The organism is Roseateles sp. (assembly GCF_052436255.1).
GTDB lineage: Bacteria > Pseudomonadota > Gammaproteobacteria > Burkholderiales > Burkholderiaceae_C > Pelomonas.
Genome location: NZ_JBQVNP010000139.1, coordinates 1 through 14,279, shown reverse-complemented (window position 1 = coordinate 14,279; position 14,279 = coordinate 1). Strand labels below are relative to the sequence as shown.

At 63.6% G+C, this 14,279-nt stretch carries 15 protein-coding genes; 4 read left to right on the top strand and 11 right to left on the bottom strand.

The annotated features are described in order from the left end of the window. Nucleotides 1-118: 118 nt before the first annotated feature. The 3 genes from ACT6S0_RS22330 to ACT6S0_RS22320 all read right to left on the bottom strand — a co-directional run bounded on the left by ACT6S0_RS22330 (nucleotide 119) and on the right by ACT6S0_RS22320 (nucleotide 1,986). A complete protein-coding gene (locus ACT6S0_RS22330; protein WP_444765970.1) occupies nucleotides 119-712 on the bottom strand; it encodes a hypothetical protein in 594 nt (197 codons plus the stop codon). Nucleotides 713-856: 144 nt separating this feature from the next. Next, nucleotides 857-1,741 carry a putative adenosine monophosphate-protein transferase Fic gene (locus tag ACT6S0_RS22325; RefSeq protein ID WP_444765969.1) on the bottom strand — a complete coding sequence of 295 codons (885 nt, stop codon included), beginning with the start codon at nucleotides 1,739-1,741 and terminating at the stop codon, nucleotides 857-859. A gap of 2 nt (nucleotides 1,742-1,743) precedes the next feature. Beyond that, nucleotides 1,744-1,986 carry an antitoxin VbhA family protein gene (locus ACT6S0_RS22320; RefSeq protein ID WP_444765968.1) on the bottom strand — a complete coding sequence of 81 codons (243 nt, stop codon included), beginning with the start codon at nucleotides 1,984-1,986 and terminating at the stop codon, nucleotides 1,744-1,746. A 113-nt stretch (nucleotides 1,987-2,099) separates the two neighbouring features. Here ACT6S0_RS22320 and ACT6S0_RS22315 point away from each other — a divergent pair, with 113 nt between their 5' ends. From ACT6S0_RS22315 to ACT6S0_RS22300, 4 genes are read left to right on the top strand one after another with little or no spacing between them, the layout of a single operon-like run. Continuing rightward, on the top strand, nucleotides 2,100-2,393 hold the full coding sequence (locus ACT6S0_RS22315) for an AbrB/MazE/SpoVT family DNA-binding domain-containing protein (RefSeq protein ID WP_444765967.1): 294 nt from the start codon (nucleotides 2,100-2,102) through the stop codon (nucleotides 2,391-2,393). Between the two features lie 35 nt (nucleotides 2,394-2,428). After that, a complete protein-coding gene (locus tag ACT6S0_RS22310; protein WP_444765966.1) occupies nucleotides 2,429-2,755 on the top strand; it encodes a type II toxin-antitoxin system PemK/MazF family toxin in 327 nt (108 codons plus the stop codon). Between the two features lie 25 nt (nucleotides 2,756-2,780). Further along, on the top strand, nucleotides 2,781-3,017 hold the full coding sequence (locus ACT6S0_RS22305; protein WP_444765965.1) for a hypothetical protein: 237 nt from the start codon (nucleotides 2,781-2,783) through the stop codon (nucleotides 3,015-3,017). 13 nt (nucleotides 3,018-3,030) lie between these two features. After that, on the top strand, nucleotides 3,031-3,267 hold the full coding sequence (locus tag ACT6S0_RS22300) for a DUF3717 domain-containing protein (protein WP_126025930.1): 237 nt from the start codon (nucleotides 3,031-3,033) through the stop codon (nucleotides 3,265-3,267). A gap of 392 nt (nucleotides 3,268-3,659) precedes the next feature. Here ACT6S0_RS22300 and ACT6S0_RS22295 read toward each other — a convergent pair whose 3' ends face one another. The 8 genes from ACT6S0_RS22295 to ACT6S0_RS22260 form a co-directional block, all read right to left on the bottom strand. After that, entirely contained in the window at nucleotides 3,660-4,295 is a 636-nt protein-coding gene (locus ACT6S0_RS22295) for an SGNH/GDSL hydrolase family protein (RefSeq protein WP_444765964.1), read from the bottom strand. Nucleotides 4,296-4,411: 116 nt separating this feature from the next. Further along, nucleotides 4,412-6,841: a YadA family autotransporter adhesin gene (locus tag ACT6S0_RS22290; protein WP_444765963.1), complete on the bottom strand. Its 2,430-nt coding sequence runs from the start codon at nucleotides 6,839-6,841 to the stop codon at nucleotides 4,412-4,414. A 153-nt stretch (nucleotides 6,842-6,994) separates the two neighbouring features. Beyond that, on the bottom strand, nucleotides 6,995-7,708 hold the full coding sequence (locus ACT6S0_RS22285) for a TraX family protein (protein ID WP_444765962.1): 714 nt from the start codon (nucleotides 7,706-7,708) through the stop codon (nucleotides 6,995-6,997). A gap of 14 nt (nucleotides 7,709-7,722) precedes the next feature. Further along, entirely contained in the window at nucleotides 7,723-10,290 is a 2,568-nt protein-coding gene (locus tag ACT6S0_RS22280) for a DNA topoisomerase (protein WP_444765961.1), read from the bottom strand. A gap of 6 nt (nucleotides 10,291-10,296) precedes the next feature. After that, nucleotides 10,297-12,477 carry an LPD7 domain-containing protein gene (locus ACT6S0_RS22275; RefSeq protein ID WP_444765960.1) on the bottom strand — a complete coding sequence of 727 codons (2,181 nt, stop codon included), beginning with the start codon at nucleotides 12,475-12,477 and terminating at the stop codon, nucleotides 10,297-10,299. Next, nucleotides 12,474-13,328 carry an OmpA family protein gene (locus ACT6S0_RS22270; RefSeq protein WP_444765959.1) on the bottom strand — a complete coding sequence of 285 codons (855 nt, stop codon included), beginning with the start codon at nucleotides 13,326-13,328 and terminating at the stop codon, nucleotides 12,474-12,476. Before ACT6S0_RS22270 ends, ACT6S0_RS22275 begins: the two co-directional genes overlap by 4 nt. After that, entirely contained in the window at nucleotides 13,282-14,049 is a 768-nt protein-coding gene (locus ACT6S0_RS22265) for a hypothetical protein (protein WP_444765958.1), read from the bottom strand. Before ACT6S0_RS22265 ends, ACT6S0_RS22270 begins: the two co-directional genes overlap by 47 nt. Before the next feature lie 47 nt (nucleotides 14,050-14,096). Further along, on the bottom strand, nucleotides 14,097-14,279 hold a 183-nt coding region (locus ACT6S0_RS22260; RefSeq protein WP_444765957.1), incomplete at its 5' end, for a hypothetical protein.

Here is a 14,279-nt window from a genome sequence, read left to right as displayed (position 1 = left end):
CGGAGGCTTCGTCGACTACGCCCAGACGTGGGTACTTGTGCCCGCGCGTGAAACGCTTGAGGGCTACCACGGTAGCGAGCGGATCTGAGAGATGGAATCTCATCGTCTTCACACGCGCTCACCCTTGCTTGCCCGACGGATACAGGTCGCCTTCATATCCGCAGGGTTCATCGAAGAAGGATGGCCCGTCGACGGCGTAGTGGTACGTGAATGAGTACCCGAAATCGTCGTCGTGCTCGCTTCCCTTTGCTTCGCCCACTTGCAGCCGAGAGCGCACGATTTCGAGTTGATTGATGATGGCCGTCTTGTTGCTTCGCCGAGTCCCCTGAAGCTTAATCACGACCTGCTGTAGGGGGTACGCATGTGCCTTCCAATCAGGGCTCGGCTGCGCTGGTGCACGCTCCGACAACCGAGGTGGTTGTGCCGCCAACGGCTGGGGCCAGGCGCGCGGCACACGGTTTGCCAAGAACGGGTGCAGGTTGTCTAGTTCGAGGCCTAAGGTGCTTCTCACGCCCTCAAAAAAGGCGTCATTGCCCTTGATCCAGCCTTCGACCCATGGGTGACTCTGCATGAAGCTGGGTGCCTCGCGGAACAGCACTTCGAGCAATTCGCGGTTCTCATCAATCCGCTTGAATAGCCCACCGGTGTCATTCCGAGTTGTCGCAAGCACTTCGAGCTTTTTGAGCTTTGCGCTCTTGAAGAATCCGAACATCTCTCCCCCTACTTCCCCAGCCGCAGAAATCGGGCCGCGGCCTTCGCCATGTCGCGCATAACATGCGCGCAACAAGCGAAGTATGCGTCAAATGGGCGCGATAGCGGCGTGGAAGCTGCGGAAACAACACGAAGGCCGACGGATTCACCGCTCTGGCGTCGGCGGTCTTTGCTTTCCTGCTTCTGCTGGATTCTTGTGCTCTGGCTGCTGCTGCACAGGGGAAGCACGTTCCGCTTTCGGCTCGGGGGTCTTGCCGGCGTCGAGTGCCTTGGCCACGGCGCCCTGCGCCTGTGTCAAATACTTGTTCTGCAATGAACCATCACCGGGAAATCGCTGCGAATACGCGTCCTTCACTGCCGCCAAGCCTGCATACGTACCCTTCAACTCGGGGTGCTTGGCCACTGCCTCGGCTTGTGGCAAGTGCTCGAAGGCCACTGCGCGCGCCGGCCGGATCGCTTCGGAGAAGATCTGTTTGACGCCTTCGAGGTCGCCGTGGAAACTGCGCCTTGCCGCTTCGTTCCACTGGCCCTTGGCGTTATCGATTCGTGTCTGGTCCAGCTCGTATCCTGCGTCGCGGGCGATCTGACCGATGAATTCACGGGTGGCTCTCCCATTTCCCTCTCTGAAGGGGTGCAGAGCGTTGTACTCCGAGTAGTAGTAGGCCAGCCGATCGACGAACTCCGGCTTTTCGAGCCCGCGGAGGTTGCCTTCCTTCTCCAGCTCCTTCGTGAGCGAGCGCGCCTGACTCTCGATGAATGCGGGCTGCGCAAACTGCGAACCGCCCTTGGCGATGTTCACCGTTCGCAGCTCTCCGGCCCATTCGTACACGTCCTGGAACAGGTGCTTGTGCGTGGCCTGCAACTGCGCCAGGTCATGCTTGCCACTGATCGGTTTCTCTCGCAGCTCGGCAGCACGCAGCGCGGTGGCTTCGTACTCGAACTCGGTCAGCTTTGCATCGTCGCGGATGTCCTGCTTGTTGCGAAGAACTCGGGTGCCGGGATAGCTGTACGGGTCGCCGAACTCGCGCACGATCAGCGCCCCCGAGCGGTGGCCACCTTCGGTCGAGCTGCCGCCAGTGGCGGCGTGTCTTCATGGGTGCGGGTTCGGCCCGTCGCGCGCGCAGCGCTTGCTTTCACCGCCTGGTCGTACGTCAGCTTGCCTTCGACGACGGCCGCTGCGTCAGCGAGAAATTCGGGAGTCGGCTTGTGTCCCTCGATGCGAGTGTTCGCGAGCGCCTGAGTCATCGCGTACTGGCGTTCTGCCTTCGTGCCCATAACGTCCTCCATGACGGTAGTTTGAGCGCAATTTTACCATGCCAACGTATCTACGCGTTGCTACATCGAACGGAAAAGTTTATACTTGTCTCAACATTTTCTAGGAGTCAAGCATGCCGAACAAAGCAGCTCCCGTCGCTGTCGAGCAGAAGGTGCAGGAGTGGGGCAATGGCCTCGCTGTCCGCATCACGTCGCCCGTGGCCAAGGCCGCGCATTTCAAGCTCGGGCAGCCGGTCGTGGTCGAGGTCGTCGAAGACGGCATCCTGTTGCGCCGCCTTGGCGAGCCGAAGCTGTCGCTGTCGCAGATGCTCAAGAAGTTCGACCCGGCAGTTCATGGTGGCGAGGCAATGGCCTTTGCGCCGATCGGCGTCGAGGCTGGCGCTTCCAGTGCGCACGAGGTCGCTTGATGGCGGGAGTGTTGTGGGCGCCCGATCGTCGCGACGTGATCTACATCGACCACAGCCCGCACATGGGAGACGAAATGCCTGGTGAACATCCGATGCTGGTGCTTTCCACCAAGGCTTTCAACGACAGGACCGGCATCGTCATTGGCTTGCCGATGACGCACTCACCGATGAACGAGGGCAACCCGTTCGCGGTGAAGTTGACGGTAAAGAAAGGGACGGCCGCTTCGTACGTCCTGGCGCACCAGCCAAAGTCTTTCGACTGGCGTGCTCGGAATGCGAGGCCTCATCCCATCGGGCAAGCACTGCTTACCGATTTTCAGGAGTGTTGTGACCGGCTGAACGCGATCATTTCGATTTGCTAGCCGGCATCGAAAGGGAGAGTACAAAATGAACCGTGCCACTCTGCATCTTGACCCCGACTTCGGGACTTCTCTCGTGAAGGCCAGGAACGCGCTCGCCTTCGTGCTGGCGGTGCTGACCGCGCCTTTCCGGTTTGCTACGGCCGTCGGCCGCGGCTTCTTCCGGACTGTCCGTGCGGCCTTCCTCGGCGCGCTTGGGCTGGCGCTGGTGGGCTGCGTGGCCTACGGCCTGTTCCGGGTCGTCCTCTACCCTCTGTTCCACTGAGGGAGCCGGCGCTATGTCCGCCGTGCTTGTCGACCCGCAGCAGCTCACTTTCGGCGAGCTGGACCAGGCGCTATCCCGCTGTATGGCCGCTCATCCGCCAGAGGGCACCGATTTGAAGATGCACCCTGACGCAAACCGCATGGCGGACCTGTGGGCCGCCATGACGATCGAGCGCAGAACGAGCGTACCGCTCGCCGAGGTCGACCCCCGTGTGCTCGAAGCCTTCGAGCGCTGGTTTCTCCCCGCTTAGCCCCCCGCATCACGCGGGATCGGCCCCCTTCCCCCCGTCAGCCTTATCCACCGCCCGCCGCTGACTGCGGCGCCTATGGAAAACCCACCTCGTGCAATCCGCGAGGTTGCGGTGGGTTTCCCACAGGGCCAGTCCGTGGATAAAGCCTTCAGGATCTTGCAACGCCATTTCCGCCGATGTGCCGGCAAGCATCGCCCGAAATGGCGATGGTGGCCACCCTGCTCGAGCACCGCCATTTCTGGCGAGTCTCTACGCCGGCGGCCCCTGCCCTGCCCCACCAGCTCATGCCGCTCAAAATCCACCTGCAGCATCGCCGTCGGCGGCGATGGTCGACGAAAAAGGCCGACTCCCCGAAGGAAGCCGGCCTTGACCTGGTGACGCGGTGCAGCTCGCTAGCGGCACTCTGGCGCGAGGCCGTCAATGGTTCGCGCAAGCTGCTCTGTCAGCCTCGTGGAGTACGGCTGCGCTGGGTGAACGTCGTCAGCGAAATCGGTGCTGTCGCGAGTGAATGGGACAGAACCCCAATTCGCGAAGGCAACGCCCTCTTCCTTGGCAACCCGGCTTGCAATCGCGTCGTAGGCGTCTCGCTGGTCGACGCCTTCACGCACGTGGGAAAGACCCGTCACGATCGCTGTCTTTTGAAGAGCCTTGACCCGTTGGACCATGGTCCGCAATGGCGTCTCGTAGTCGAAATCGTGGCCAGCATCGTTCAGGCCGTGCTCGATAACAACGAAGCGTGACGTGATGCGGTCGTTCATGAAAACGGGCAAACGGCGCGTCGCATAGTCCCCAGGTTCCGTGCGATCAGTGACCGCCACCAGCGGGCGCATCCTCACCAGTCCGACCGCTGGCGGCTCCTGCAACCGGCCAGGTCCTGCCCCCGTGATGTTGGTCCCGCCATAGAGGATTGAATCGCCATACAGCGTCACTGAGCAGTCGACAGGCGAAGCGGTCGAGCTCGATGCGCCGCTGTCCTGCGCTGGCGCAGCAGCCGTCGCCGGCGCCGATGTGCTGGCGAGTGGCAGCATGCCCATTGCAGCGCCGCCACCTCCGCCACCTCCGCCGCCGCCGCATCCGACACTCACTGCGGCTACGACGGAAAGGATGACGAACAAGGGAAAGCGCCCGAGGCGCACGCCGCCGCTCACTTGAACCCCCAAGTCACGCCAACAGCCGCGCCGACTCGCGCGCTGCCACCGCTGGTCCAGGAAACGCGTGCGTTCACCAGCACGTTGTTGCTCACGTAGTGATTCACGCCGACCGCAATCGCGTTCTCGCCGCCGTATGTGCCCACCGCAGCGCTGACGCTCGAATCACCATCAGCACGTGCATTCGGCACCAGCGCAGAGGCCGCCATGGCGATTGCGCCAACACCCGCGATGCGCCTCGACAGCTTGGCGTCCAGCCCGTTGATGCGGTTGTCCGTGTACGCCTGGCCAATATTCGAGCTTCTGTCCACCATGGCCGTGACCTGCCCCAGATTCGTCGCGTCCGTCGGTGCCACACCAGGTGCGACATTGGTGATCTGCCGTTCTGTGCCAGCGCTGCCAACAGACACGCTGTTGTCACGGTTCGCCACCGATCCCGGGCCGATCGCAACCGAGTTCGATCCTGTGGCCGATGCGGGCGGCAAGTTGCTTGGGTTCGTCGCTGCCAGCGTGCTGCCGATCGCGCCGAATGCACTGCCGACGTTGTTGTAGGTCACGCCGTTGATCGTGTAGCCCGGTGCCGAGACGGTGCCGGTCTTCGAGTCATAGGTCGATCCACCGCCGAAGTTGGCGGCCGTCGACGAACCCAGGGTGTTCACGTTGACGCCAAGCGCATTGAGCGCCGTGTTCGTCGCGTTGAGCTGGCTACCGTTCACCGCATCAGTGCTGGCCGCAGAAAGGCGCCCAGCTGCCACATTCGTGATGGTCCGCTCGCTGCCCGCGGCCCCCACGCTGACAGTGCTTGTCGGCGCGGTGCCGGCAAAACTGTACGCGATGGTGTTCAGCGTGGTCCCCGTGGTGCCGACCGCTGTTGCGGTGGTTGAGCCGGCGCCGAGGGCAACGTCATTGGCGTTGGCGGCCGAGGCACCCGAACCCAACGCAACGCCATTCGTCTGCGCAGCCTTGGCGGTGTCGCCAATGGCCACGCCACCAGCTCCACCCGTCGTCGACGTGTTGCCCAGGGCGACAGAGCCCTGCCCTGTCGCGATGGATGCATTGCCCATGGCGATGGCGCCATTGGCCGCGCCGCCTGCTGCTGTGCCGTCCGAGGTCGCAATCGAGTTGAAGCCGGCCGCCACGGCACCCGTACCGTTCGCCACACTCGGATCGCCGATCGCCACGGCGCCGGCACCCGTCGCTTTGTTGCCCGCGCCTATGGCCACCGCAGAGCCCACGCCGGCCTGCCCAGTCGCCGTAGCGCCCGAGCCGATTGCCACGTCACCAGCATTCACAGCCGTCGCCTGATAGCCCAGCGCCGTGCTCTTTTCGCCGGATGCCGTTGCGCCCTGGCCGTATGCCGAGGACGAAACGCCGCTCGCATTCGAGCCAGCACCGACAGCCACAGCACCCGAGGCAGTGCCCTGCGCGCCCGAGCCGAAAACAACCGTGTCGTCGGCGCTTGCGGTGGCACCCTTGCCGCCCGCAATCGCGTTGTTGCCCGAGACGACAGTGCCTGGCCCGACGGCCACGGAATCCGTGCCACTGGCCACCGAGGCCGCTCCCGTGGAATTCGCCTGGAAGTACTTCGTCTTGCCGTCGGTATAGGTGTTGGCCTGGTTCAGCGTGGTGATGGCTTTCGCGTCGGTGTAGGCCTTCGAGTCATCGATCGCCTGCGTCACGCGGGCATCGGTGTAGCTGTTCGCTTGATTCAGCGTGGTGATGGCCTTGGCGTCGGTGTAGGCCTTCGAATCGTCGATCGCCTGTGTCACACGGGCATCGGTGTAGGTCTTGGAATCATTCAGCGTGGTCGTCACGCGCGAATCCGTATATGAGTTCGACTGGCTGACGGCCTGGTTCACCGCCTGGCCGGACTTCGCATCCGTGTAGGCGTTGGCTTGGTTGAGCGTCGAGGCAAGTCCGCCATTCAGTTGATTGACGTTCACAGCATCAGTGCCAGCCGAACCAGCCGCCACGCCAGTGATCTGCCGGCCGCCGACTTCCACCGTGTTGTCACGCGTGGTCTGGCTACCCGCGCCGAGAGCCACGGAATTGGTATTCGACGCGTTCGCGTTCGCACCCAGCGCCGTCGAGCTGTCGCCCGAAGTGCGAGAGCCGCCGCCAACCGCAGTCGACTGCTGGCCGACCGGCAAGGGGCGATTCACCACGACGCCGTTTTCAACGCACACCACATTGATGCAGCCGCCGACCGCAACAGAGCCTTGCGAGCCAGCATTCGCGTTGCCGCCTACGGCCACGCTTTGAAGGCCTGCATTCGACAATGCACCAACGGCCGTGCCGTTGAGCTGCGCGGCCGCACCCACACCGACAGCGGTTTCCGTACTCGTGGTCGAGCCGACCACTTGTGCGCCTGCAAGATTGCAGGCCATCGCCGCAGTGGCGGCCAGGAGACTGAGCTTGAAGTTCATTTGTTGATCCCTGAGTTGAAGTTGTTGGTGCTGCTGCTGAACGCGTGATGCACCCGGAGACAAGATCCGACGCCCATTGCGTAAGACCGCGAAAGCAGGGCGTCGGAAAACGCTGTCGCGGGATTGGTTGGTGACGTGCAGAAGGCGCAGGAATCACCCATGGAAAGACCTACTGAGAAGCCAGATCACCGAGAGGTGAAGCGGGTAGAAGGCGTAGAAGGCCCACCGAATGCGAGGGACGCGCAGCGTCACCTTGTCGGCGAGCAGGACCAGCGGGAGCGCAGCAAGCGCCCAGTGGTTGCGGTTGATGACCCAGAGGGCAGCGCAGGACGCCACGATGAGTACGAGGGCGCTTGCACCAGGTCGACGTGCATAGAGCCAGAAGCCCACGCAAAGCAAGACGGCCGGCCACCAGAACTCGACCGAGCTACCGCCGATCGCGGCCACGAACGCAGCGCCGGCGATGCCGATCGCACCGCCCCTGTGGAGCAGTGCGATCGCGAGGACCGCCACCAGCAACATGAACATGATGTTCAGCGGCCACCAGCCAGCGAGCAGCGTGTTCAAGGCGAGAAAGGCCGGCGTCGAGAGCACGCCGACAGCCAGCAGCCGGACGGCAGTTCGGCGCGCGGCACCGGCTTCGAGCACCCCCGGCCGCGCCAGGTTGTAGGCAAGCACGAAGGCGAAGATCGGCATCACCAGGCGGCCCAAAATGAACAGCAGATGCACTCGGTCCCCGAGCAAATACTTGTTCACGTGGTCGCCCGTCATGAGCACCAAAGCGCTCCATTTCAGGGCTTCCAGCGTTCCGTCGGCAACAGCAAAGCTTCGCGGCCCCGCAGCCGCGGTCGAAATTTGAGTTTTCATGGGGGGTGGCTGCGCTAAGCAGGCGTTCGTGGTTTGGCCGCTAGATCAGGCTTTCCAGCCTTGTCCGGGAAGGTCGCTTTGCACCCTTCCTTGAACCGAGTGCACCCCCAGAAGGCCCCCTTCGGACCGGGGATCGAGCGCAGCTCGCCCACCTTGCACTTCGTGCATTTGTAGACAGGCTTCGGCGCCGTGTCGGGCTTGCCAGACTTGTCGGGGAACGTCGCCTTGCACCCTTGTTCGTAGCGACTGCAACCCCAGAACGGGCCGGTCTTTCCCTTGATGCTGCGGAGCGCACCTTCCTTGCACGTCGGGCATTTGTAGACAGGCTTCGGTGCCGTGTCCGGCCGCCCCGCCTTGTCTTCAAATTTCGCTTCGCACTTGTTCGGATCGCGATTCCAGTTCGAGCAGAACCAGTACGCTCCGTTGGCGCCGACCTTGCGGCGAAGGTGGCCCTCCTTGCACGTTGGGCACGGGATGTCCGTCGTCAACGGCTTGCCACCAGCATCCTGAAAACGCGCATCGCACTTGTCCGTCTCGTGGTTCCAGTTGCCGCAGTACCAATACGCGCCCTTCTCGCCTTCCTTGCGCCGCAGCACGCCTGTTTTGCACTTCGGGCACAGCGTCACGCCGGCCGCGAGCGGGAGCTTCATCGTCGCGGTCCGCGCCTGGGCCACCACGTCGGTGACCCATTCCACGGTCTGGCGCATGAAGTCCTCGTAGCTCAGCTCTCCAGAGGCAACCTTGTCCAGGGTGGCCTTGAAGATACCGGCCCGAGCTGGGTCCTTCACCGACATCGGCAACGCCTCGATGAGCGTGCGCGCTGCCGGCGATGTCATCTCCTTCTTGCTGCCCTCCTTCACGGGAATGACGAGGTTGCGTGTCCGCAGGTCTGCCGTGATGCTGGCGCGTGTCGCCGCCGTGCCGATGCCGACACCCACGCCTTCGCCGGCGTCGTCGCCGTCCCCAACCGTCCCGAGCTTCAGGCGCAACTTGGCTTCAGGGTCATCCACGAATTTGTAGATGTTCTCCATGGCCGCCAGGGCCAGCGCTTCGTCGAAGCGAGGCGGCGGCGTCGTGTTCCTGCTGGTCGACTCGCACTTCGTGCACGTCACCGAATCACCTTGCGCCAACGTCGGCAGCGTCTGCTTGTCATCGGTCTTCGTGTCGGAAGCCGCAGCATCCTCGTCGACCACCTCCGCATACACAGCCTTCCAGCCCTCTGCCACAGGCGTCTTGCCCGTCGCGGAAAACCTCTCACCATCGACATCCACGCCAATGACCGTGTGCATGAACTCATAAGGTGCAGCGAACTGCGCCAAGTAGCTGCGCACAATCAAGTCGTACACGTTGCGCTCCACTTCGGTCCAGCTCTTTGGGTCGACCGCGCGTTCCGGCACTGCTGGGATCACGCCATGGTGGTCTTGCCCCTCCATCTTCGCGTCGTCAAAAGCAGGGGACTTTCGCGACACATCGAGCACGCTGGACAGGCCAGCGAGGTCCGGGCGAACCTTGAACACAGCAGCCATGACGCGAGGCGCATCCCCATGCGCCGCCAGCGAGAGGTATCGGTTTTCACTGCGCGGATACGTCGCGACCTGGTAGGTCGAATACAACTCTTGCGCCGCTTTTAGCACCACCGCGCCGGAATAGCCGAAGTGCTTGAACCCCTCGATTTGCAGCTCATTCAAGGACATGGGAAGCGGCGCGCGTTCCTGCTTCTTGGTCTTCGCGTAGGCCGTGATCCGGCCAGGCTTGCCCGTCAGCCGGGCTGACAACGCCTGCGCCACGGCCGCATTTGTCAGCCTGCCCTCTGCGTCGAGGCCGGCCTGGTCCTCCGAGGGCTTCCAGCTCGCCCGGAAGGCGCCGTTGGCATGCGCAACCGTCGCCGAGAGGGTGAAATACGGGCTCGGCTTGAACGACTCGATGAGCTTGTCGCGCTCTACCCAGATGTAGAGCAAAGGCGTCTGCACGCTGCCAACCGGCAGAAGACCGTCGTAGCCCAGCTCACGGCCACGCGTGGTCATCGCACGCGTACCGTTCAACCCCACCAGCCAGTCGTAGTGACTGCGAGCAAGCGCCCAGCGATACCACGCCTGAAACTTGGCCTCGTTGTTATCGCGCGCGTTGGCCACCGCCTGCTTGACCTTCGACTCGTTGTAGTCGTTGACGAGCACCCGTTTCACTGGCTTCGTGTTCCCGTAGAAATGCAGCGCTTCGTCGACCAGTAGTTGCCCTTCGGAGCCAGGGTCGCCCAGGTGATAGACGATTTCGCAAGTGCGCAGCAGCTCGGACAACTTCTCAAGACGGGCCTTGTTCTTCTCCATCGGGAAGATGACCCACTGATCCGGGACAACCGGCAGATCGACCATGCGCCAGACCTTCCGGCCACTCGGTGCCGTCGGCACGTCGTCGCCCAAGTAATGGTCCGGCATGGCCTGCTGGAACGCGTGGCCGGAGAGCGCCACGAAGGCGTGATCGCCCTTCACCAGGTGTGTGCCGTGATCGGCCAAGGTTCCAGGAAGAACCTTGGCCACCGCTTCGGCGAGCGTCTTCTTCTCCGCAATCCAAAGGTACTTCGTCATGCGCGCTTACCCCCTCGCCCGCTCTGGATTGCGCGCTGGCTCGCGAACCACTTCCACCGTCGGCTCGGCGCGCTGCGCGTTCCGGTCGTAGACCTTCACCAGCGGCTGACGCTCCGTTGCCCGTGCGGCTTCAGTCAAGCGATGCTTGACCTCTTCCCGCACGTTCTCGAGTCGGTTCACATCCCAGGTGTTGCGGTTCGTCACGAGGTCTGCCGTACCCGTCACCTTTCCTTCGCTGTCGCGCTGCTTGACCTGAATGGTCACAGCCTGCCTGCCCTGGTACGACAGTGCCACCTCGTCGCCGGCAACCGACTTGCTTTCGGACATGGCGCGCTGAAGGTCGACGCCCCAGACGGTCTTTTCCCCAGCCGGCGTCTGGAGCTTGACGTAGTAGCTCTGCTCGTTGTCCTTGTTGTGCTCGTATGGCGCCGCGCCATGCTCCAGCACCTTTCCGACGTGAACCCGGTTGTTCTGGAAGCGCTCCGCCGCCAACTCGGCCGCCATGTCCACAGCCTTCTCCGAGTCGCCTCGCGCCCGCAGCAGACCTTTCAGGGTTTCGACCGCCAGGCGCTGTGGCTCACTGAGCGTGCGGTGATGCTCATCGATCACCGCCGCCTTCTCGGGCACTGAGGCCCTTTCCGGCGCTGCCACGGCCCGTTCAGGCTGCTCCACAGCCTTCGCCCTGGTCGTCGCCTGCTCGATGCTGTTCACGGCCTTGTCGGCCGCGTGTACCGGTTCCTTGCGCATGTCGGCCAGCTTGGCCCGGTCCACATCGCGCGGCTCGTAGCCCTGCACCTCCATACCGCGCAGCGAGGCTTGCAGCCACACCTCGCGCTTGAACTCGTCGGACCCCTTGAGCTTCAGGGCATTCCAGCCCTTCGCCTGTGCCAGCTCGACCATCGACAGCGCGATCGCCGGATCGTTGTGGTCCGTCGCCAGGCGCTTGCCCTTGTCCTCGAAGGCCAGCCGGTTCTCGTCGTCCCGGAAGTAGAACTTCGCGTCCGCCTGCAAATAGCGCTTGCGCAGCGCCTCGGGCGTCACGAACTCCTTCTTGTCGTCGTCCTGGTCCTTCGGACTGCGTTCGCGATCGACGGTGTTGGCCCGCTCTTCCGTGACCTGTTGAGGCGCCTTCGTCGACGGCTTCACCACGTCGACGTCATCCCCATCGATGAAAATCGGCTTGTCGATGTCACCTGGCCGGTACTTGTCCCACAGCTTCGCTGCCGTCTGCCAGTCCCGGCCCGCCAGGACTTCAAGGTCACGCATCACGTCGGAAAGGTCCGTCCGATCGCGCCAGCCCAGTTCCTCCAACTCGGACTTGGCCATCCGCGAATCGAGCTCCTGCACGAAACGCTCGTTCGCTTCAGCTTCTCCGACGCCCAGGTCTTTCCGCGCAGCCGCGGTATCTCGCTCTCGTGTCGAAGCCACGCGCGCCATGTCGCGGTCGTCGATCACCAGGTCAGGAACCGCTGGAGTCTCCTTCTCGGCCTGCGCGGATGCGCGGCCTGCGAGCGTCACCAGAGCCGCCGCGTAGGCCTCGCGGCCTTCTTCCTTGCCGAACTGCTCGCGGAATGCGCCCGTACCCTCGCTGGTGCGCGCCGCATCCAGCTTCAACTCCGAATCCGTGAGCGACACCGACGTACCTGCCGGCTGTGTGCTGATGAAATCGCGCTTCGACTCCTGCGCATAGCGTTCCATCGCCTCGGCCGGATCGTTCGAGAAGTGAAGGACCTGCGCGCCCTTCCCGGCCGCCTCCAACTGCACGGTGAAACGCGCATGCCCAGCAACCTCGCGCGCTTCAGCGCGATGGTTTTCGATCAATGCTTCCTTGTACGCACCTTGCGTCTCCGCGATCGCCGCAATCGCGGCGGCGCCTTCCGCTCGCTTCGCAGGGTCCTCGATCTTGTTGAGGAAGTCGATGTCGACCTTCGCGACATCCGCTGCGGACTCGCCCTTCAAGTGGTCCCTCGGCCAAGCAAGGGCCTGTTCGCGTCCCGTCAGCAAGGCCACCAACGGGTCATCCCTGTCCAGCTCGGCGGCAGGGCCGCCCACGGTCTTCTCCGTGCCTGGCAGTGCGGCGTCGACGACGCCGCCTTTCCCGAGTCCGGCAGGGCCGGGCTCTGCATTGCCGAAGTCCAGCTCGGCCGTCAACGTATCGCGCGAAATCTCTTCCGGTTTGTCGCTCATTGTGTGCTCCCAACTGTCGTTGCAGCGCTGGCCGTGGCGAACGCCGAGGTATCGAGGTCCATCGCTTCGATTTCGACGCGACGGTTGATGGATTTGCCTTCCGGCGTGCTGTTGTCGACCGCGAAGCCACCCGAGGCCAAATAGGTCATGTGGATCTTGGAAAGCGGCACGCCATTGCTGACCAGAAAGCGCCGTGCCTTCAGCGCCCGCAGCATCGCGATGTCACGATCGATCGGGTTGTCGAACTCGGCATCCGTGCGGCCACGGATTTCCACGCGCTTGCCACTTCGAGCCGCCTTCAGCAGCTCTTCTTGCATCGCATCAGATGGCTTGAAATCGGTCTTGGCGAAGGCGTGGCTGACGCGGAAAACCACGGCTTGGCCACGCACCTCGACAGACTCGGCTTCATTGAGCGCGACGGGCTTTGCTGTCGAGACCTGCAGCATCGCCGGCGCCGGCGAGGTTGCCGGCGCCGCTACCGGTGCCCGGCCCTGAGAGGGCTGCGGCACCGGCATCGCTTTTGGGCGGTTTGTCGCCGCCTCCATGCTCTGCAGGACGAGGTATGACTTCAGCGCGGCCAGCTCGGCTTTCATGCTCTCGACCTGGCGAGCGAGCGCGCTGCGCTCGCGATACGCAGCCTGTTCCTCGGCATTTCGTGCCTTGTAGTCTTCGATGCGCGCCTCGCTGTTGACTGGCGTGCGGTCGCTGCCGCTCGGCATTGCCACCTTCGGCGGCCCGCCGCACCCTGCGAGCGTCGCCGCCACCGTCATTGCAAGAAGTGTCTTCTTCATGGTCATTTGCTCCTTAGCGTTCGGGGTGTGCAGCGGGCCGCTCGCCGCGCTGTTGTTCATGGCCGCGCTGCGGCGCCTGGGATTGAGTGCGGGCGTCGAACTGCCGTTGCTTCGACTCGCGGTACTGCTCGACTATTCGGTTCTTCACCACGTCGAGATCGCGCGCGAAGGGCTCGAAATCGCTGCCCAGCGTTTCCTTCGCGGTGCGATGGATGCGGCTGAACATTTCCTCGATCGCGGCTCGCTTCGGATCGTGGAAATGTGCCTGTCCCTTGTCGCCCTGATAGTTGATCTGCATGTTCACGTCGGTCAGCCGTTTTTCACTGGCGCGACGCTTCATGTTGTCGTTCGTCGTGAAGTCCACGTCGCCAACCTGATGGACCACCACGCTGCGCTCGCCGACCTTCTGCGCGAGGTATTCGCCGCTCGTGAAGACCGGTCCCGTGTAGCGGCCGTTTTCGCGCGAGGCGCTGATTTCCACGCTGGTGCCCCACTTCGCTTGCGCTTCCTGCCGCAGTGCGTGCGGCACGTCGCGCACGTCGTGCAGCCGGCGCCTGCCGGCGTCCTGGCCTTGCTGGGCGGCGGACTGAGCATGTTCTTGCCCGCGCGGTGCTTGGCCGGCCGCAGGTGCAGGCGCGGCTTCCGCCGCTTTCCCGCTCTGGCTGGCTGGCGCGGCCTTCTCGGCCGCCGCCGTAGCCGCTTGAAGCCGTGCCGACGGCTTGCGCGGCATCTTGGCCGGCTTGGTGTCCTCGGCGCTCTGGTTCTTTTCGTCCACTTGCATCGTTAGCTCCCTTCAGTGCCCAAACATTTAGTCGGGCTAGTTACAGGTCACTTGTCGAGAACCGACAAGTCAATTGCGCCGCGCTTCACCGACCCCTTGCGGCTGGATGCCGCTGGGGCCGATCGGGCTGCGATCACGTCGCCCGGCTCATCGAAGTAGTCATCTGGCGGCTCGTCGTCACTCGGCGCCGAGCTGGGCGGTGCCGCGTCTGTTCCACCACCGCCAGACGC